This window comes from Maricaulis sp. B-26, assembly GCF_056857855.1.
In genome coordinates, this window is record NZ_JBSXNX010000011.1 from 85,178 (window position 1) to 104,382 (window position 19,205).

A 19,205-nucleotide genomic window follows, 5' to 3' on the forward strand; every position below is an offset into this window, starting at 1 on the left:
TCAGTCCTCCTCGCGCTTGCGGCCGCCGGTGCCGAAGCCCAGCAGAAGCATGACGCCCAGTGCGGCGGTGAAGATCACCACGACCTCGCCGAAAGTATCGAAGCCCCGATAGCTGGCCAGAACTGCCGTAACCACGTTCGGGACGGCGATCTCGTTCGGCGTGCGCTCCATGTATTCCATGCCGACATAGGAATTGGCCGGCGAATTGATGTCGCCATAGACCGGCATGTCCGGAATGGCGAAGAAGAGCGCAGCGCCCGCGGCGGCCACGACGGCGAAGGCCGCCCAGTGACGACGCTGGCCGGCCGGCTCGCTCTCGCGGGCGGTCAGCAGCATGGCGCCGAGCATCAACACGGTGGAAATGCCTGCGCCCACGGCCGCTTCGGTGAAGGCCACGTCGACCGCGTCGAGCGAGACGAACCAGGCCGCCGAGAGCAGCGAATAGACGCCGGTCAGCATGACAACGGCGAACAGGTTGCGCAGACGCACGATGGCAAATCCGACCGCCAGCAGCATGGCGATCAGCATGTAGTCCAGATACTGGGTAAGATCGGCACCGCTCATGACTTGGCCTCCTCGCCCGGCTGGCCCGTTTCGCGCGGGTGTTTGGGATGGAAGCGCGACAGCAGCGGTTTCTGGCCGGCCCGGTGCGCGGCATTGGCGATGGCGTGGGTGGCGGTCGGGCTGGTCAGGAAGAGCAGCAGGGCCGCCAGCGCCAGCTTGGCGGCGGTCTGCCAGTCATGGGCCTGAAGGATGAGGCCGAAAATCACCAGCTCCGCCCCCAGCGTATCGGTCACGCCGGCCGCGTGCATGCGGGTGTAGAAGTCCGGCAGGCGCATGACGCCCGTCGCGCCGGCCAGCACGAAGACCAGGCCCAGCGTCATCGAACCGATGGAAAGCGCCAACAGCGCGTGATCAAGAAGCTCGGTGCCGCTCATTTCTCGAACTCCCCTTCCAGCGCACGGCGCAGGGACATCTGCGCCAGGGCGATTTCCAGCGAGCGATAGCGGAAGAATTTCAGGATCGCGATGGTCGCGACGAAATTGATCAGGGCGTAGAGCAGCGCGATGTCGATCGCGTCCTGACGCCCGGCCAGCGCGCTGAACACGAGCAGGAAAAGGACCGTCTTGGTCCCGAAGGAGTTGGCGGCCAGGACGCGGTCATACAGCGTCGGCCCGGCGAAAAGCCGGGCGAGCATGATCGCCATCGCACCGGCCATGCCGAGCGCTACGAGAAAGTTGAAAAGATCCATCAGGCGGTCTCCCGCTTGCCGTCCGACGCGATATCCGAGCGTGCGCCCATTTCGGCGAACCCGGCCGGGTCGGTGAAGGAATTGTCGAGGGCGTGAACCAGAAAGCCGTCTTCTTCCACGTCCACGGTCACGGTCCCCGGTGTCAGGGTGATCGAGTTGGCGAAGACGCAGCGGCCGAGGCCCGAACGCTGCTCCGCCGGTACGTGCACGAGGCGGGGCTCGATATCGATCTCCGGCTTCATCACCATTTTCAGGACCGCCAGATTGGCGTTGACGATTTCGCGTCCGAGCCAGGACCAGTAGGCCACCAGCGCAAAGGCCGGGCCGACCGGGACCGTCTCGCGATCCACGATTCGCATCCGGAACGTCAGACCGACGGCAAAGGCGATGCTGAGCACGCCCAGCACGATCACGTTCGGATAATCGCCTGACAGGGTGTAGGGCCCCGACAAGGTAAGCCAGAGCGCCACCAGAATGGCGGTGAGGCTGACGCCGTAGAACATGGAAACTCCCCGCGTGTTAACGCTTATGCACCGGCTTTTAACGGCACAGCGGTGTGTTGACCAGACGAACCGGCGGGAGAAGTGCAGACGCACACCGCCTGGGGTTATTTCGCTTGATACGGGAAAGTCGGGCTTCCGGTTCAGCTTGCAGGGCAGCGGACGGCCCTCGCGCACGCTGGTGCGTGACGCTGGGCGGCGCGAATCGGACCGCGACTCGGACGAGCGGCAACCGGATCGAGTGGACTTCGCCCGCCCGACCTGCTGCACTGATCGTGGTCGCTGACAGGAAGGACGTTCGTCTTCGCGATGACGGCTCTGGGCCTCATAGCCAATCCGCGCAGCGGGCGCATGGCGCGCGAGGGGGAGGACTTGCTCGCCTCGCTCAAGGCGCATGATGCGGTGAAGGCCGTCGAGCTCATCGGCGAGCAGGATATCGGCTCGGCCATCGCCAGACTGCGCGAGGCGAAAGTTGACGCCATCGCCATTGCCGGCGGCGACGGCACGATCCGCGGCGTCGCCGATGCCATGGCCGAAGCCGCCGCCGACGGGAAAGCCGACGCCCTGCCCCTCCTGCCCCTGCCGCTCGGCACGGCCAATCTGCTGCCCAGAAGCCTCTATGGCGATCGCGGCGCCCGGGACCTGCTCGACCAGGCCGGCGAGTTCCGCCGCGCCCCCCTGATGGCCGGAACCCTGAACGGACGGATTTTCCTGGTCGCCGCGGCGATCGGTTTTCCATCGACCTTCGCACGTGCCCGCGAGGCCCTGCGCGACGACAATCGCCCCGACCGCATGGTGAGCGCCTGGACGCGCCTGGCGACCTCGCTGCGCCAGGCCTTCAGCCCGCGCCTGCGCTACCGGCTCGACGATGCGCGGCACCCGGTCCGCGCGCGTGCCTCGGGCATTTACGTCCCCGTGCCGCGCAAGGGCGGCGAATTCGAGGGCGTGCTGGTGCACTGGCGTCATCCCGCCGATCTCCTGCGAACTCCGGTCGACCTCTTCACAGGAGCGGGCAATGGCGATGACGGCCATGATGCCGGGGGCGCAACCCGGCTGGCCCAGTTCCGGCATCTCAGCGTCGACTCGCGCAAACCGCTCTCCGCCATGATCGACGGCGAGCCCTTCATGCTGGACAGCCCGGCGAGCCTGACGGCTTGCGACACCCCACCCGAAGCCCTGATACCGCCATCATGACCCGTCTCTTCCACATCGCCGATCTTCATTTCGGTGCCGAAAGCGACCGCCTCGTCGCGGCCTTCGAGGAGGCCTGCGCGGCGGAAAACCCCGGCCTGCTCGTCGCCGCAGGCGATTTCACCCAGGCCGGACGGCGGCGGGAATTCGCGGCCGCCCGCGCCATGTTCGACCGGATCGGTCTGCCGGCCGTCGGCGCGCCGGGCAATCACGACGTGCCGGTCTATGCCCTCGGCCAGCGCGCCCTGACGCCCTGGCGGCGCTTTCACAGTCAGCTGGGCGAGCAGGTCATTCCGGCCTATCGCTCGGACGCGCTGCATGTGGAAAGCCTGCACACCGCGCGCCGGGCCCAGTTCCGGCCGGACTGGTCGCTCGGACGCGTATCCGGACGGCATCTCGAACCGGTCATCGAGCGCCTCGCCGCCTCTGCGGCCGGCACGCGCATCCTGACCTGCCATCACCCGCTGCTCGCGCCGGGCGGGCTGAAGGGGCGCGCCCGAACCCATCGCGGCGACCGGGCCGCCGATCTCGCGGCCGAGGCCTGCGATCTCGTCCTGACCGGCCATCTGCACGAGACCTTCGTCCTGCCGGCACCGGACGAAGACAAGTCCTGCTGGTTCGTCGGGACCGGAACCACATTCTCGGACCGCACACGCGACGAGGCGGCGAGCTTCAACCGGATCGATATCGAGCCGGAACGGATCCTCATCACCCGCATGGCGGCGGATGACGGAAAGACCTTCAAGCCGGGGCGGACATGGGAATTGGAGCGCTAGGCGCGGCCGGCGCCTATTTGGACGCCTTGTCCTCGACGGACAGGTTCCAGTAGCGCAGCACGGTCTGGGCCTTCTCGACCGAGAGCGAGTCGAAGACGCGGCGCGCCTGATCGACCAGCGGGCTGTCGGCAGACCGCCGCAGGCCGGTCCAGAAATGCTCGAAACTGATCCATTTCAGGCCGGTCGACTTGCACAGCACGGCCAGCGGCTCGCCCGCCATATCGTCCAGCATGCGCTCCATCAGGCGCAGCTCGATATAGGACAGGGTCGCGATCTCGCGCACCAGATCGGCGTGATTGCCCTCGGAGGCGAAGACCTCGATCGCATGTTCGAGCGAGGTATAGGGGCTCAGCTCGATGGCATCGCGATTGCGCTGTCGGCGATCGATATAGCGCAGGATCCGCATCACCATCGGATCGGAGAAATTCTCCTCCGCCGCCATCGGGAAGATATCCTCGGAGGCGTCGATGAGAATGGTGCGCTCGACGGCGAAACGGTCGAGGATCTGTAGCCGGTCCATATGCTCGCTGTCCCAGAACAGGCGGAAGGCCTGGGCCGGGCGCAATTCCTCGCGGCGGATCAGCAATGCGGAATAGCGGGTCTCGTCGACGGCAGCGCTGACCAGATGGTCCACGGTCGGCGCAGCGAGATGGGCGGTGCGATTGCGCAGCAGGCGTTCGACCACAGGCGGCTCGCCATAGGCAGCCAGGGCCGCGGCCACGGTCTCGCTGATATTCTCGCGATTGGCGAGCGTCATCCGGTGCTGGACCGTGCCGGCGCGGATGATGTCCATCATGTCGAAATCGGTCAGGGCGAGCGATTGTTCCAGGATCGGCTCGGCGACCTCGAAATCGTCGCTGGCCAGCGCGCGAAGGAGGCGGCTGGGCGCATCTTTCAAAGGCGCGAGCCGCTGGGCGCAGCGGCGCCGAAGCTCGGCATCGCTGGCGCGGATGAGATCGAAGAGCAGATCGCCCACGATCCAGCGCTCGCGCGGCGTGATGCGGCTGGAAGGCAGTCCCACAATGTCGGCGAGCCGGCGCGCAAGCACGGCGCGCGTGCGCGCCGTGACGGGCTGGTTCAGCTCGAAGGGTTTGGCTTCCGCCATGATTGCGGTTCCGCTGGTCTTGCTAGCAATAACCAGCATGCCTCATCGTCGTTAATGAATCGTGGCGGCGGGCTACCATGCTGCAGCCTTCAGGCCTTGCGCTGCAGCGCAACCATGACCGCGGACACCACGCCGAACACGACTGCCATGACGAACAGCATCGGGCTGTGCACATAGCCGCCGGCCCCGTCGAAGGCGACCGGCGCGTTGATGCCGAGCCAGGGCGAGAGGTGGAAGCCGATCGCACCGATGATGATCAGAAGACTCAGCATCGGTCCGCAGGACTTGTAGCGCCCCAGGAACAGACCCACGAGGATCAGCGCTGCCGCCAGCAATTCCGCTGCGCCCGTGAGCATGCGCACGCCGGGCTCGAAAAAGCCCATGCCGGACTGATCGGCGATATAGCTGAAGATCGGATTGGGGCCGGTGAATTTCTGCGCGCCCATGAACACCATGAAGGCCGCCAGGACCAGGCCGAGGCCGATACGAACCCATTTCATTGCACGTCTCCCCCTGTTGGATTTTGGCGCTCTTGTTCGCCGCTGCGATCAATTTGCTTCACAACGTCATACTGGTAGAGAAGTTGCAATGCCATTCACGCCCGATCACAAGGGCTTGCCTGTCCGATATCCACAGATGCGAATTTGACCCTTGCCCGTATTTCGACCGCTTGCCGGTAACCGCAAGCTCCGCATGCCGCCCTTCGGCGCCTATCTCATGATCGTCGCCGGATGGTTTTTCGGGTTCGGCCTGCAGACCACGCTCTTCCCCGGCGTCATCACCTTCACCCTCGGCGAGAGCCCCGAGCGGCTCGGCATCGCCCAGGCGGCCCTGACCGGGCCGATGATGCTGATGCTGCCCTTCGCCGGCGTGCTCGCCGAACGCCGCGACCGGCGCGGCATCATCTTCTATTTCTACATCTTCGCCGGAGTCGCTGCGGCCATGCTGGCCCTGCTCCTGCTGACCGACCGGCTCTCCTACTGGGTCATGGTCGGCTTTGCCCTGCTGATCGGCGTGGCCGGCGGTTTCGTCATGCCGGCGCGCGACAGTGCCATCAATCCGGTCGTGCGCATTTCCGCCCGCACCCGGCATGGCGGGATCGAGCTTCAGCGCGCCGTGGTGATGGCCTCGGCGATGCAGTTCGGCGTGCAGATCGCCGGCATGGCGCTGGGTTATTTCGCGACCTGGACCGGGCCTGGCGTGCTCTTCCTGCTGCAGGCAGGCGGTCTCATTGCGGGCGGTATCTTCGCCGCCTTCCTGCCGCGCCTCGGCTCGACCCGGACGCGCTCCACCGCGCACCCGCTGCAGGACCTGGCCGAGGGGGTGAAGGCCGTGATCCATTCGCCCGTATTGATGCCGATGACGGTGATCATGATCGCCATCGGCCTGCTCGTGGTCGGCGGCGCCTTCCTGGTCCTGATCCCGCTCATCCTGCGCGAAATCTACGGCGGCGGCTTTGCCGAGATCGCCAGCCTGATGGTGTGTTTCTGGGTCGGCGCCTTCATCGCCAACGTCCTGCTCGCCATCGCGCCGCAGATCGACAAGCCCGGCCGGGCGCTGATCCTCGCCCAGGGCGTGACCGTGCTCGCCGTCGGTGCCTTCGCGCTGACCCTGCCCTTCCCGGCGCTCTATCCGCTGGTCTTCTTCTGGGGGCTGGGCGCCGGCGTGGCGATCTCGCTGAGCCGTTCGGTGGTGCAGGAACAGGCTCCGCCGGACAAGCTCGCCCGCGTCATGTCGGTCTATCAGCTCGGCCTGTTCGGCGGCATGCCGGCCGGCGCCATCATGATGGGCTTCATCATCGGCCGGCTCGGTCCGCAGACCTCGGCGCTGATCCCGATGATCGGCCTCGGCGCCGTGCTGGTGATAATCAGCCTGACCACCCCCATATTGTCGGTGAGACGGGGCCAGCCCCACACCATCGACCGGACGCGGGAGATCGAGCATGCCGAAATTGACTGACGCCGAAATCGCCGAGCTGAAGGCGAAACTGGACGCCGACACCTATGCCATCGCCTTCGAGGAAGGCACGGAGCGCGCCTTCACCCATCCGCTCAACGCGGAAAAACGGGACGGGGCCTATCACTGCAAGGTCTGCGGCGACCGGCTCTTCGAGGCCGATGCGAAATACGAGAGCGGGTCGGGCTGGCCGAGCTTCTACCAGCCCAGCTCCGGCGATGCGGTCGAGACCAAGACCGACTTCAAGCTGATCGCGCCGCGCACCGAGATACATTGCGCCAATTGCGGCGCCCATCTCGGACACGTATTCCCGGACGGTCCCGAGCCGACCGGGCAACGTTTCTGCACCAACGGGACCGTGCTGGACTTCCGTCCCGCAGCAGACGACAACTGACGCTTCGTCCAATCGGGGGAGATTATATGAGACGCAATGCACTTGCCGGGCGGATCGGCGCGGGCCTTCTGGCCTTCGCCGCAGCCGCCTGCAGCCAGGAGAGTGAGATGAGCAGCGAAACCAGCGGCGAGACCCCGGGTCTCATCGCCCGCGCCCAGGGTATCGAGGCCCCGGTCGTGGAACAGCGGCCGGTCGAGATCGAACAGGTCGGCTTCACCCGCGTCGACGAGTTCCAGTGGATCAAGGACGAGAACTGGCAGCAGGTCATGCGCGAGCCGGAAACGCTCGACGCCGATATCCGCGCCGTTCTGGAGTCGGAAAACGCCTATCTCGACGATGTTATGGCGCCGACGGAAGCCCTGCAGGAGCGAATCTTCCAGGAGATCCGCGGCCGCATCAAGGAAGACGACAGTTCCGTGCCCGAGCGCGACGGCGATTTCGCCTATTTCACGCGCTATCGCGAAGGCGGACAATACCCGATCTATGCCCGCCGCCCGGTCGATCCGGAAACCGGCGAACCGACCGGCGAGGAGGAAATCCTCATCGACGGCGACGCCGAGGCAGCCGATTTCGACTATCTCGACTTCTCCACCATGGAGCACTCCCCCGACCATCGCTACATCGCCTATGGCGTGGATACGCGCGGCTCGGAATATTACGAGATCCATATCAAGGACATCGCCTCCGGCGCCATCGTGGCCACGCTGACCGACGAGAGCTCCGGCGATTTCACCTGGGCCAATGACTCGGAGACCCTCTACTGGGTCTGGCGCGACGACAATGGCCGCTCCAAGCGCGTCTACCGTCAGTCCCGCGACGGCGGTGCGAGCGAGCTGATCTATGAGGAACCCGATGACGGTTTCTTCGTCTCGGTCGGCCTGACCGACGGCAACAACTACGTCACCATCAATGCCGGCGGCCACACCTCGAACGAGATCCGCATCTTCGACGCCAACGACCCGCAGGCCGAAGGCCGGCTGATCGCGGCGCGCGAGGATCATGTCGAGTACTACATCACCGAAGGCCCCGACCGCTTCTATTTCCGCACCAATGCGGATGGCGCAGTGGACTTCAAGATCATGTCCGCCCCGCTCGACAATCCGGGCCGCGAGAACTGGGAAGACTTCGTTCCGCACAATGCCGGCACGCTGATCAATGGCGTGGTGGGCTTTGCCGACTGGCAGGTCCGCATGGAGCGCGAGAACGCCCTGCCCCGCATCGTCGTCCACAATTACGCAAGCGGCGACGAGTACGAGATCACCTTCGAGGAAGAGGCCTATGCCCTCGGCGTGTCGGCCGGCTATGAGTTCGACACGGACATGCTGCGCTTCTCCTATGAAAGCCCGTCCACGCCGGAAGAGACCTATGACTACGACATGGCGAGCCGCGAGCGTACGCTCCTGAAGCGCCAGGAAGTCCCCTCGGGTCACGATCCGGAAGACTATGTCGTGCGCCGCATCATGGCGCCGGGGCATGACGGGGCGATGATCCCGGTCACCATCCTGCATCACCGCGACACGCCGATCGACGGCACCGCACCGCTCATGCTCTACGGCTACGGGTCTTACGGCATCACCATTCCGGCCGCTTTCCGCGTCACCCCGCTCTCGCTGGTCGATCGCGGCATGGTCTATGCCACCGCCCATATCCGCGGCGGCATGGCGAACGGCTATCAGTGGTATCTGGACGGCAAGCTCGAGCACAAGATGAACACCTTCCGCGACTTCGTCTCGGCGGGTGAGGCGCTCGCCTCCGAGGGTTATACCTCGCGCGGCAATATCGTCGCCTATGGCGGTTCCGCCGGCGGCCTCCTGGTCGGCGCCGCGATCAATCTCCAGCCGGACCTCTTCGCCGGCGCCATCGCGGCCGTGCCCTTCGTCGACGTGATCAACACCATGTCCGACCCGGAACTGCCGCTGACGCCGCCGGAATGGCCGGAATGGGGCAATCCGATCGAGAGCGCGGAAGACTATCAGACCATGATCGCCTATTCGCCGTACGACCAGATCGTGGAGATGGACTATCCCCACGTCCTGGCGACCGGCGGACTGACCGATCCGCGCGTCACCTATTGGGAGCCGACCAAATACGTCGCCCGCCTGCGCGACCGCCGCTCCGATGACGGCCTCACCCTGCTGAAGATGAATATGGGGGCCGGCCATGGCGGCGCCTCCGGACGCTTCGACAGCCTGCGCGAGGTTGCCCTCAACTGGGCCTTCGCCCTGATGACGGTGGGTCTCGCGGATGAAGAAGTCGAGGCCATGGCCCTGGAAGCCGCCGAGTAAGGCGCTTCTTCCAGATGAATCGAGAAAGGCCCGGATCGCTCGATCCGGGCCTTTTTCTGTGCCGTTGCCTTCGTCCTCCCCCACCGGGGGAGGGAGGCTGAAGGACGAAACGTCACCCCCCTTCGAGCCGCGCCTTGCGGCGCGGCCCACTTCCCCCTTGGGGGAAGACGAAGGGCGACGCCCTACCCGTCCAGATTATAGACGAGCCTTGTCGTGGCGCCGCGGAACATGATCGGCTGGCCGTTGCGGACCTGGGGGTTGTAGCGCCAGCGGGCGACGGCGTTGAGCGTGGCCCGCTCGAAGGCCTGGCTGGTGCAGCTGACCGGGCGGATATTCGCGGTCGAACCGTCCGGCGTGATGTCGAACATCACCGTGCATTCGCCGCTCCGGCCGCGGCTGGCTTCGGTCGCCGGATAGACGGGATCGATCCGCACGACCGGCATCGGCGACCGGTCCGGCGAAACGAGACCGGTCCCCCCATTGCCCACCTCGGGCGGGGCCACTGGCGGCAGGGTATAGGCCACAGCATCCCCCGGTCCGGGATTGTCCGCGACGGGACGGTCCGGGCGCGCGGGCGGCGGTGGCGGCGGGACATCCGGGATCTCGATGATATCGATCCGGTCGTCGACCGGCGGCTCCGGCACCTCGAAATTGAGGACGATCTCCGGCAATTCCTCGACCGGATCTGGCGTGACGGGACCGATATCGATCATCCCGTTCATCATCACGAAAAGACCAATGGTCACGGCGCCGGCGAACGGCAGGACCAGCGGCATGCGTCTGGCAGTTGAAACGGCTGTCATGGACAAAGCCTCCCCACTGGGCGTGTCCTGCATGGCCCCCGACAGTCCCAAGCCCCTCAACCCGGCCAGGCCCCCGGCGGCGGTCACCGCGCACCGGGCTGGCCGGTGCGACGCGGCCCACAACTCGGGCTTCGCGCCGCACTCTCAGCCTCCCCCCGGGAGCGGGCCGTATCGGGGCGCAAATGCGGTCAATTGCGTCCCGAATGAGGAATTTTCAGGGTCGTCAGATCTGCTCGAATTCCGGACGCAGGCGGCCATAGGGGTCGAAATAGACGGCGCACAGCTCCGAAAGATCGAAGACGCGCCGGCCACCGCTGTCATATTCATCGTCCGAAAGCGCCACGCTTCTCCGCATGCGCTCGATCTCGAACTCGCACCCCTCGATATTGGTCATGTGCTCCATCCGGACCGTGCCATTGCGAATGGCGATGGAGCGCTCGATGAAGTCGAGCCAGCCCTGGGCGCCGGCGCGGGAATACTCCCACTCCAGAGCGCGCTCGAAGACCGGAATGGCGTCCTCATAGCGGTCCTGCTCGATCACCGCATTGCCCAGCAGCGTCCAGGTATCGCCCGGCCGGCGCAGCCCGCCCCGGTCGAGCGCCTGGACCAGCACCGCCTCGGCCTCCGCGAAGTCGCCGGCCTGGTAGAGCGCCTCGCCGAGCTTTTCGTAATCGGTCCCTGCGCCGGTCAGGGTCGCCACGCGGCGCAGCACGGGCATGGCCCGCTCCCATTCGCGCGCCTGGCGCCAGAGGTCGGCCAGGAGCTGGTAATTGCGCGGCGCCGGCTCGACCCGTCCGGAATTGAGCTCGCGCTCCAGCATGGAGGCGCCCCCGAACGGATATTCGTAATAGGAATAGTACTGCGCCAGGCGGACCAGTTCCTCGCTCGTCTCCAGCATGCCGTTCACATACATGATGCGATTGACCTCGAAGGCATCGCGCTCGCGCCCGGTCTGGGCGAGCAGGGCGGCATAGCTGGTCCAGTTGCGCTTGTCCTCGGGCCAGCGATTGACCATCGCCTCGAGCAGGTCGGTCTGCTCGGGCAGCATGTCCAGCTGCTGGAAATAATAGAGCAGGATGGAGAAGTGCGGCCGGTCCGGCGGCTCGGCGAGGTCGAAGGCGGCGCGGGCATAGTCCAGCCCGTCGCTCAGCGTGCCGGCCTGGCCGTGGGCCTGCGCCATGCGCAGGGCGAGATCCTCCGTCAGCGGCGTGCCGCGCGCCAGGGCTGCCTCGACGAGTGCAACGCCCTCCCCGAACCGTCCGGCCGCGAAGAGGAGCTGGCCGGTATTCACGCGCAGCGCATTGGCGTCCTCGGGCGGCAGGGCATCGCTGGCGATGGCGGCGCGCCAGTCGGCAATGGCGCCGGGAAGATCGTCGAGCTCGTAGCGGGCCCGGCCGCGCAGCTTTTGCAGAGTGGCGCGCTCGTAAGCCGAGAGCGAGGCGCGTTGCAGCAGCGCGTCATAGGCTGCGGCAGCGCCCGCCCAGTCGCCCTCGGCTTCCGCCTCCATGGTCTCCAGGATGCGCTCGCCCACCCCGGCCCCGATCGTCTGTTCGGAATTGCGTGACTGCGCCTCCGCAGCCCCTTCGATGGCCATACCCAGCCCCAGCAGGATAACGGCATTGGCAGCGCCCGCGATGGCGGCACGCCAGTTCAGTCCCTTCATGTGCACCTCCCCAATCACGACCCGGCCGATCAAAGCCTGGTCGCCCCGGCCCCGGGCCTCGCAGCGGCGTCGTCATGAAGTGGACAGCTTCCGGACACATTGCGGCCAGGGGGCGGCACAATCACGGCGCGAATGGGGCAATCGGGAAACGCGCAAAAGAAAACGCCCCGGCCGTGGGGCCGGGGCGTTTCCTGTCTGTCGTCGCGAGGGACCTAGCCGTTATCGGCTTCGGTCTCCTCGGTCGCCGCTTCGGCTTCATTGCTCTCGGCCACCTGGTCGAGAGATTCGCCGTAGCGGTTGTAGAGATCCGAGCACCGGTCCGGCACATCGATCACGATGCGGCCGTCCTCGTCGACATCACCCAGCAGCGTCGCGGTTTCACGCAGGTCCTCGACCGCGAAGCGGCACTCGTCCTGGCGAACGCGCTCGCGGATGCGGACACGGTCGGCAGCCGCACGGCGCTGGTTGTTGATGAAGGTGATCCAGCCGTTCGCGGTCCGGCGCGAATACGGGTAGCGCGCGCCTTCACGGAAGGCGGCCAGCGCCGCATCGGTCCGGCCCAGCTCCTGGCGGACATTGCCCAGCAGGGTCCAGGCATTGCCCGGACGGTCCAGGCCGCCACGGTTGAGAGCTTCCACGAAGGCATCCTCGGCGTCGGCCAGCTCACGCTGCTGCCAGAGCGCCTCGGCGAGCTTCAGGAAGTCGTCGCCCTCGCCCGTCAGCTGAGCCAGCTGGCGGAGCACCGGAATGGCGCGTTCCCACTCGCGGGCCTGACGCCACATATTGGCGAGCAGCTGGAGATTGGTCTGCGTACGCTCGACGGAGCCGGAGTTCAGCTCGCGCTCGAGAATGATCGCACCGCGATAGGGATATTCGTAATAGGAATAGTACTGGGCCAGCGCCACGATCTCACGGCTCTCGGTGAGCATGCCGTTGATATACATGATCTTGTTGGCTTCGAACGCGTCGGCTTCGCGGCCCACCTGGGCGAGAAGCTGGGCGTAGGAGCGCCAGTTGCGCTTTTCCGTCGGCCAGCGCCGGACCATCGCCTCGATGATCTCGAACTGCTGCGGGACCATGTCCAGCTGCTGGTAGAAGAAGAGCATCAGGGAATAATCGCCGCGGGTCTTGTTGGCGTCCGGTTGCTCGCGCCAGAAACGCTCGGCCCAGGGCAGGCCCTCGCGATAACGCTCGGCCTGGCCATAGGCCTGGGCGAGCATCTTGGCGACGCCGGCATTGACGATGTCCTCGCCGCCATCGCGGATGGCGAGTTCAAGCGTCCGGATGCCCGCATCATACTGCGACTCGGAGATGTAGAGCTGACCGATATTGATGCGGAGATTGGCCACTTCCTGCCGGAGCATGGCCCCGGTCGAGATCGCAGCTTCCCAGTCCTGGATGGCCCGGTTCACATTCTCGATCTCGTAATAGGCCCGGCCGCGCATCTGAAGCGAAACGGAGCGCTCATACGGGTTGATGTTCGAATTGCCGAGCGCCCGGTTGAGCGTCTCGATCGAGGCCTGGAACTGCTCGTTCGTCTGCTGTTCCTGCGCCTCGAGCACGATCTGGCCGATCTGAGAGGAGAAGGTGCGGTCCGCGGCACTTTCCTCGTCGCTCTGTTCTTGGTTGCGCCGGCGCTGGGCGTCGGCATCGGACATGGCGACACCGGCCAGCGATGCGGCGAGGGCCAGCGTCGCGACCGAGCGCATCAGGCCCGAGGTATCGAAACCGTTGAAACGGATCATCGATGGCTCCTTCATACCGGCCCCACTCCCCGGGCCGGCTTTCAAAAACTGGCCGGTCAGGACACGCAATGCATGCCAGGACCGGAAACTGCCGGTGGGACGGGCGGAGCACCTGGCTCCGCCCGGGCCCCGATTACTCGGCAAGCTGGAAGTCGAAACGGGTTTCCACGCCACGGCGGGCGACCGGAATACCGTCCTCGACTTTCGGATTGTACCGCCAGCGTTCGACCGCCCGGATGGCCGCGCGTTCGAAAAGCGAGCTGTCACAGCGGAAGATGCTGATATTGGTCGGCGTACCGTCCGGCGTCACGTCGAAGCGGACCCAGCAGCTACCTTCCACGCCCCGCTCTGCGGCACGCATCGGATATTGCGGTTCGATCCGGACCAGCGGCTGCGCGTCACGGTCGGAGACCGAGAAGCTGATGCTGTCGCTGTTCAGCTGCGGCGCGTCGAAATCCGGGATCGCTCCCATGATGGTCGACAGGCCTTCGGACGGCTGTTCCGCACGCTGCCGCTCGATCTGCGGCGGCGGGGGCGGCGGTTCAACCTGCTGAACGTCCTCGATCGTCGTGTCACGGCGGCGGGCCTCGATCTCGGCCACCTCGTCATTGATCGAGAAGCGAATGTCTTCGACTTCATTTTCCTCGACCACCTCATCGATCAGGATAAGGCGTGTCATGATGAAGAACAGAGCGACCGTGATGACGCCCGCGATCGGAACGCCGATGAGGAGACGTACAAGATTACCCATAATGTCTCCTCCTCTATTGCAGCGTCGAAATCTTCACGTCGACATCCATCTCCATGAGGAGCTCCTGGACATCGAGGATCAGACCGATATTGGCACCTTCGTCACCCTGGATCATGGCGCGGCCTTTCGGGTTCTCTTGCAGAAGCTGCTCGATCACACCGCGAAGCTCGGCCATCTCGTAGACCCGGCGATTGACGTACACCTCATTGTCCGCCGTGACGGCAATGAGCATGGACGGGTTCTCGTCATCTTCGGTCACGGCATCCGGGCGGGTGATCTCCACGCCCGGTTCCTTGATGAAGACGGAGGTAACGATGAAGAAGATGAGGAGGATGAAAACGACGTCCAGCATGGGCGTCATGTTCAGCTCGACTTCTTCCTCGTCGGTATTCACGCGACTTACACGTCGTGCCATTTCATACCTCCCCTAGGACTCGGTCTGACGCTGGATCGAAACCGGAACGCCATTGGCGCCCATTTCGTCCCAGATCTGAACGATGACCCCGTGATCGGCCTCGTCAAAGACCTCGAGGAGCACCGCGCTGTTCGGCTCTTCCGCACGGAAGCGGTTCACCGCAGCCAGAACCCGGTCGACATCGGTACGAACCCGGTTGACGAAGATGATGTTCTCGTCGTCGACCTGGATCACGATGGGCGGCGCCGCATCCGGCGGCGTCTCATCGTCGCTGTCGGGCGGCGGACGCATGTCGATGCCTTCTTCCGAGAGGAAGGTGGCGGTGACGATGAAGAAGATCAGCAGAATGAACACGATGTCGAGCATCGGCGTCATGTTCACTTCAGCCTGATCATCCTTGTGGTTGGGTCTCCGTCTCATCCTACGCTCCTTCCCCGATTTCGAGATCGTCGGCCAGAACCGCAACGCGGCGCTGGGCGAGACGCTCGATCTGGTTGGCGAAGATGAGTCCCGAGAGGGACGCCACCATGCCAGCCATGGTCGGGATCGTGGCGCGCGACACGCCGGCCGACATGGCCTGGGCGTCGGACGAGCCTGAGATCGCCATGACGTCGAAAACAGAGACCATGCCGGTCACCGTTCCGAGCAGTCCGAAGAGCGGAGCGACAGCGACGAGGGTTTTCACCAGCTCGACATTCTGGTCGCAACGCTGTTTGACCTCCGAGATGAGTTGGTCACGGATGGCATGGGCATACCAGCTTTGCTTGTCTGCCCGTGCCGTCCATTCCCGCTTCACCTGTTTCACCACGCCCTCATGGGCGAAGTAGAAGTAGGCGAAGCGCTCGAGGATGAAGGCCCACATCACAAATGTAGTCACCATAATGACTACGAGGACGGGGCCTCCCCGCTCGAGGAACTCCTGAAGGCCGGTTGATACGGCCTGGAAATCCATAGCGGTTCCTCCGGTTAACCGTGACGCTCTTCAGCGTGGCGGGCGACCATGCCGGCAGCCTGCTCTTCGAGAACCTGCTGCACACCGCGCGCGAAGCTTTGCGCGAAGGAGTGAATGAACAGCAGCGGGATGGCGGCAATAAGGCCGAGAACCGTCGTCATGAGGGCCTCGGAAATACCACCGGCCATGATCTTGGGATCGCCGGTACCGAACAGGGTGATCTGGGTGAAGGTCTTGATCATACCCGTAACCGTACCGAGCAGGCCGAGCAGCGGAGCGATACCGGCCGCCAGCTTCAGGAAGTTCAGACCGAATTCGAGCTTCGGCGTTTCCTTCAGAATGGCTTCGTCCAGCTTCAGTTCCATCGTCTCGACGTCTTTGTCGGACGCGGCTTCATAAGCCAGCATCACACGGCCCAGCGGGTTGCCCTTGGAGCCTTTCGACTTGCGCTTCTGGCCGTTGACCGCCGCCTGGGCGCCCAGCAGGACGAACATGCGGAAGATACCGAAGGCCGCGGAGATCGCGAGCAGGCCGATGATGACCTTACCGACGGCGCCGGACTGGTCGATACGCTCGTTGATATCCGGAACGTTCTTGTAGATTTCAAGGAGCGGTCCGCGGGACGGGTCAACGACACCCATGACGATCTCGTTCGGATCGGCATTGTACAGCGTCGAGGCCGCGCTGACGAAGTTGGCCGGCGGCTGGGCCGGCAGGTCCGTCAGACGGTAGGCGCCGGTGTTCTCGTCCTCGGTCCACAGAGCGAAGCGCTGGTTGTTGTTGTAGTTCGTGAAGGCCACGAACGGACCCACGCGGGTCACCGGGATGGCGTCACCGCCACCGATGCCGGTCACGCGGGTGTTGAAGGTCACAACGCCCTGCTGCTGGATCATCTCTTCGGTCATGCGACGCCAGATGTAGTCCAGCTCCGCACGCGTCGGGAGCGTACGGCTGTCGGCGAGGGTGTCCAGCGCGTCGGCGCGGCCCGGGAACTGGGCCGAGACCAGCGACTGGTCGATGATGGCGGCGAATTCGCCGGCGGTCTGGCGAGCAGCACCGAACAGTTCGCCGAAGGCGCCCTGACGCTGACGCAGCTCGGCATCGAGTTCGTCGATGCGGACCTGGTTGGCCTCGAATTCGGCCGTCAGCTGGTCGGCCTGGTTTTCCAGGGCCGAAAGCTGTGCACGCGCCTGGTTGAGCAGGGCCTGCTGCTGGTTGGTGCTCTGCTGGAACTCACGCAGGCGCGCCTGGTTCTCGGCGCTCGCCTCGCGGGCGTCGGAACGCACGCGGTTGAGGAGTTCGTTGAGCGATCCGGCCGGCTCGGTCTGAGCCATGACGCCGGAAGTAAGTGCCACGCCCATCGAAACGGCTGCGGCGAGCATCTTCATCGTGTTTTTCATAACTAAACTCTCCGTTCCGGGCCGTTACTGGGCAACCTGCGGGCCAGGCAGCGGCACCTGGAAGACAGACGGGGTCGTCACTTCCTGGGCGATGCGGATGGCGCGGGTAACGTTGGCTTCGTAGCTGCCCGGGAGCGCTTCCCAGTCGCTGGAGCCGTTATGGCGGATGGTCATGCGGCCATCCGGGTACTGCCGGATCATCGCAACGCGACCGATCTGGAGAACGTCGACCTCGACCGGCACGCCTTCGTCGAGGACTTCCTCGGAGTAGGCGTCGATGCCGCGGCCGTAGGAGGCCTCGATGTCGTAGGCGTTCAGGATAACGCGATAGCGCTCGGCCGGCGAGATCTGCGGATCGTCAACCAGCTCGTAGAGGTTCTCGATGCGCGCCAGGCGACCGTTCTCGCCTTCCAGACGGAAGGGAAGGTCGAGGTTCACGAACTGGTCGAGGTTCTCGACCATCTCGCGCATCATCGGAGCCAGATCGCGCTCGATATTGTCGACGCGGCCGATCTGCTGCTCCAGCGATTCCATCTCGTTCTCTTGCGAGCGGATGAAGACCTGCTGCTGCTCGACGAACAGGCGCTGGGATTCGATCTGCTCGAGCAGAGCACGATACTCCAGCTCGATGTCGGTGCGCTGGTCGTCCAGCTGGTCGATGCGCGCCTGCGTTTGAGCCCCGTCACGCGTATCGTCACGCGCGACGCTGAGCGTTTGGTCCAGCTGCGCAACGGCGGCCCCCCCAAAGGCGCTCGCCGCAACAGTCGCCATAAGCGACGCGCGAACCAAATTCTTCAAGTTCACCATTTCTCGCCTCACATTGGTCAATGCGGGTTCCTGGGAAAGGTCCCCGCCCCAAAAAAACTTCGATGCTGAGCCGGCATGTGCCTGCCGGCCTGGCCCCCTACCCTATTGTTCAAGCGGCCCGAATGACGGCCACCGCCCATGCGGCTTATCGTCCAAGTCTGGATGAGTGGTTACTCTCGCTGCAGTTAGCAGTGAAAGCCGCTCACACCCCGTGATGGTTGTTCCATCATCTTATAGGCACACCTGTGCCGCTTGATAATCGCACGAACGCTAACACCAGCGTTGCTCCACGATCAATACATCTTTGTGGCCGGAATGCGGCCATAACTGCGCACAAAATACCAAGATTCGCGTGACACGTTCATGTCATCGCAGATATTCGCGCTAGACTGGTACCTCCCCGGCATTTTGTAGCACAACCGCACTGGTTGCGCACGCAATGGGTACCCGCATACCGCAGCGTCACGGGCGGGTGCAGTGATATTGTATTCAGGATGCAGCCGCCATTTCCTTCGCTTGGCGCGCGAAACGTGTCCCTGCTGGACTCCCGCGTCCGCGATCACGATTGCGTGCATCTGCTGTACGCAGCGAGCAGGCGCGCCATCGCGCAAAGGCCCGCGTCGGAACCGTGTCCGGTCCGTTCAGTCGTGTGCAACATGAAAGGAAAAGGATGGCTGGGGCGCCAGGATTCGAACCTGGGAATGTCGGTACCAAAAACCGATGCCTTACCACTTGGCGACGCCCCAACCGGGCCCGTCTCGACGACGGAGCGCGCTAAATACCCAACCGCTTGAGAGGATGCAACGCCCCAATGCGGTTCGTATGTGCAAGTCGGCGATCTTTTGCAGTGAGACAAGGCGCATGCAGACGAATCCGGCGGTCACTGTCATGGGCTGTGCTCAGGGTGCTTTTCCCGCGTTGCGCCCGACCGGAGAGTTGGCTATAAGCCGCGCCTCGGTTCGGAGTATAGCTCAGCCTGGTAGAGCACCGTCTTCGGGAGGCGGGGGTCGCAAGTTCGAATCTTGCTACTCCGACCAATCTCTTTCCCGCACATCCCCAGACAGCCTCCCCGCAATGCAGCGCGCCGCCGGCGTGCGCGAGCGCAGCCGTTTTCTCCGGCGCCTGCGGCCCTGTTGCAACAGATTGGCGCGGAGGGGATGCGAAGGGTTCGATTCCCTCGACCCGTTCGGCCCCGCCCATTACATTATAC

The 19,205-nt window shown here is 64.7% G+C and carries 20 protein-coding genes and 2 tRNA genes; 6 read left to right on the top strand and 16 right to left on the bottom strand.

Annotated features, from left to right (window positions below; translation table 11 throughout):
* Genes AC13HB_RS01560 through AC13HB_RS01575 form a run of 4 tightly spaced genes read right to left on the bottom strand, consistent with a single transcriptional unit; the run spans nt 1 to nt 1,755 of the window.
* Nucleotides 1–564: a DUF4040 domain-containing protein gene (locus tag AC13HB_RS01560; protein ID WP_482947959.1), complete on the bottom strand. Its 564-nt coding sequence runs from the start codon at nt 562–564 to the stop codon at nt 1–3.
* Nucleotides 561–938: a monovalent cation/H(+) antiporter subunit G gene (mnhG, locus tag AC13HB_RS01565; RefSeq protein WP_482947960.1), complete on the bottom strand. Its 378-nt coding sequence runs from the start codon at nt 936–938 to the stop codon at nt 561–563. Before mnhG ends, AC13HB_RS01560 begins: the two co-directional genes overlap by 4 nt.
* Nucleotides 935–1,252, bottom strand: a complete 318-nt coding sequence (locus AC13HB_RS01570) for an MrpF/PhaF family protein (RefSeq protein ID WP_482947961.1) — start codon at nt 1,250–1,252, stop codon at nt 935–937. Before AC13HB_RS01570 ends, mnhG begins: the two co-directional genes overlap by 4 nt.
* Complete coding sequence (locus AC13HB_RS01575) at nt 1,252–1,755, bottom strand: Na+/H+ antiporter subunit E (RefSeq protein ID WP_482947962.1); 504 nt, start codon at nt 1,753–1,755, stop codon at nt 1,252–1,254. Before AC13HB_RS01575 ends, AC13HB_RS01570 begins: the two co-directional genes overlap by 1 nt.
* 306 nt (nt 1,756–2,061) lie before the next feature.
* Between AC13HB_RS01575 and AC13HB_RS01580 the strand changes: the two genes are divergently transcribed.
* Both AC13HB_RS01580 and AC13HB_RS01585 read left to right on the top strand, forming a co-directional pair.
* Complete coding sequence (locus AC13HB_RS01580; protein WP_482947963.1) at nt 2,062–2,946, top strand: diacylglycerol/lipid kinase family protein; 885 nt, start codon at nt 2,062–2,064, stop codon at nt 2,944–2,946.
* The gene (locus tag AC13HB_RS01585) at nt 2,943–3,719 is read left to right on the top strand and encodes a metallophosphoesterase family protein (RefSeq protein ID WP_482947964.1); all 777 of its coding nucleotides are present in this window, start codon (nt 2,943–2,945) and stop codon (nt 3,717–3,719) included. Before AC13HB_RS01580 ends, AC13HB_RS01585 begins: the two co-directional genes overlap by 4 nt.
* A 13-nt stretch (nt 3,720–3,732) precedes the next feature.
* On the opposite strand, the gene AC13HB_RS01590 is transcribed toward AC13HB_RS01585, so the two are convergent.
* Together AC13HB_RS01590 and AC13HB_RS01595 are read right to left on the bottom strand one after the other, a co-directional pair.
* Nucleotides 3,733–4,863 carry a DUF2336 domain-containing protein gene (locus AC13HB_RS01590; protein ID WP_482947965.1) on the bottom strand — a complete coding sequence of 377 codons (1,131 nt, stop codon included), beginning with the start codon at nt 4,861–4,863 and terminating at the stop codon, nt 3,733–3,735.
* A gap of 50 nt (nt 4,864–4,913) precedes the next feature.
* Nucleotides 4,914–5,324: a DoxX family protein gene (locus tag AC13HB_RS01595; RefSeq protein ID WP_482947966.1), complete on the bottom strand. Its 411-nt coding sequence runs from the start codon at nt 5,322–5,324 to the stop codon at nt 4,914–4,916.
* Nucleotides 5,325–5,475: 151 nt separating this feature from the next.
* On the opposite strand from AC13HB_RS01595, the gene AC13HB_RS01600 reads away from it, so the two are divergent.
* From AC13HB_RS01600 to AC13HB_RS01610, 3 genes are read left to right on the top strand one after another with little or no spacing between them, the layout of a single operon-like run.
* On the top strand, nt 5,476–6,783 hold the full coding sequence (locus AC13HB_RS01600) for an MFS transporter (RefSeq protein ID WP_482947967.1): 1,308 nt from the start codon (nt 5,476–5,478) through the stop codon (nt 6,781–6,783).
* Entirely contained in the window at nt 6,767–7,174 is a 408-nt protein-coding gene (msrB, locus tag AC13HB_RS01605; protein WP_482947968.1) for a peptide-methionine (R)-S-oxide reductase MsrB, read from the top strand. Before AC13HB_RS01600 ends, msrB begins: the two co-directional genes overlap by 17 nt.
* A 26-nt stretch (nt 7,175–7,200) precedes the next feature.
* Nucleotides 7,201–9,459 (top strand): S9 family peptidase, encoded by a 2,259-nt coding sequence (locus AC13HB_RS01610; protein ID WP_482947969.1) that lies wholly within the window; start codon nt 7,201–7,203, stop codon nt 9,457–9,459.
* Nucleotides 9,460–9,641: 182 nt separating this feature from the next.
* On the opposite strand, the gene AC13HB_RS01615 is transcribed toward AC13HB_RS01610, so the two are convergent.
* The 10 genes from AC13HB_RS01615 to AC13HB_RS01660 all read right to left on the bottom strand — a co-directional run bounded on the left by AC13HB_RS01615 (nt 9,642) and on the right by AC13HB_RS01660 (nt 18,741).
* Nucleotides 9,642–10,262 (bottom strand): energy transducer TonB, encoded by a 621-nt coding sequence (locus AC13HB_RS01615; protein WP_482947970.1) that lies wholly within the window; start codon nt 10,260–10,262, stop codon nt 9,642–9,644.
* Between the two features lie 223 nt (nt 10,263–10,485).
* The gene (locus AC13HB_RS01620) at nt 10,486–11,925 is read right to left on the bottom strand and encodes a tetratricopeptide repeat protein (RefSeq protein ID WP_482947971.1); all 1,440 of its coding nucleotides are present in this window, start codon (nt 11,923–11,925) and stop codon (nt 10,486–10,488) included.
* Nucleotides 11,926–12,137: 212 nt separating this feature from the next.
* Nucleotides 12,138–13,670, bottom strand: a complete 1,533-nt coding sequence (locus AC13HB_RS01625; protein ID WP_482947972.1) for a tetratricopeptide repeat protein — start codon at nt 13,668–13,670, stop codon at nt 12,138–12,140.
* A 133-nt stretch (nt 13,671–13,803) separates the two neighbouring features.
* The gene (locus AC13HB_RS01630) at nt 13,804–14,421 is read right to left on the bottom strand and encodes an energy transducer TonB (RefSeq protein ID WP_482947973.1); all 618 of its coding nucleotides are present in this window, start codon (nt 14,419–14,421) and stop codon (nt 13,804–13,806) included.
* A 13-nt stretch (nt 14,422–14,434) separates the two neighbouring features.
* Complete coding sequence (locus AC13HB_RS01635) at nt 14,435–14,836, bottom strand: ExbD/TolR family protein (protein ID WP_482947974.1); 402 nt, start codon at nt 14,834–14,836, stop codon at nt 14,435–14,437.
* Nucleotides 14,837–14,848: 12 nt separating this feature from the next.
* The gene (locus AC13HB_RS01640) at nt 14,849–15,256 is read right to left on the bottom strand and encodes an ExbD/TolR family protein (protein WP_482947975.1); all 408 of its coding nucleotides are present in this window, start codon (nt 15,254–15,256) and stop codon (nt 14,849–14,851) included.
* 1 nt (nt 15,257) lies between these two features.
* Complete coding sequence (locus AC13HB_RS01645; RefSeq protein ID WP_482947976.1) at nt 15,258–15,788, bottom strand: MotA/TolQ/ExbB proton channel family protein; 531 nt, start codon at nt 15,786–15,788, stop codon at nt 15,258–15,260.
* A 14-nt stretch (nt 15,789–15,802) separates the two neighbouring features.
* A complete protein-coding gene (locus tag AC13HB_RS01650) occupies nt 15,803–17,188 on the bottom strand; it encodes a MotA/TolQ/ExbB proton channel family protein (RefSeq protein WP_482947977.1) in 1,386 nt (461 codons plus the stop codon).
* Between the two features lie 24 nt (nt 17,189–17,212).
* Nucleotides 17,213–17,959 carry a DUF3450 domain-containing protein gene (locus AC13HB_RS01655; protein ID WP_482947978.1) on the bottom strand — a complete coding sequence of 249 codons (747 nt, stop codon included), beginning with the start codon at nt 17,957–17,959 and terminating at the stop codon, nt 17,213–17,215.
* Nucleotides 17,960–18,666: 707 nt separating this feature from the next.
* Nucleotides 18,667–18,741 (bottom strand) — tRNA-Gln (locus tag AC13HB_RS01660).
* Between the two features lie 214 nt (nt 18,742–18,955).
* Between AC13HB_RS01660 and AC13HB_RS01665 the strand changes: the two genes are divergently transcribed.
* Nucleotides 18,956–19,032, top strand: a tRNA-Pro gene (locus AC13HB_RS01665).
* Nucleotides 19,033–19,205: the final 173 nt, after the last annotated feature.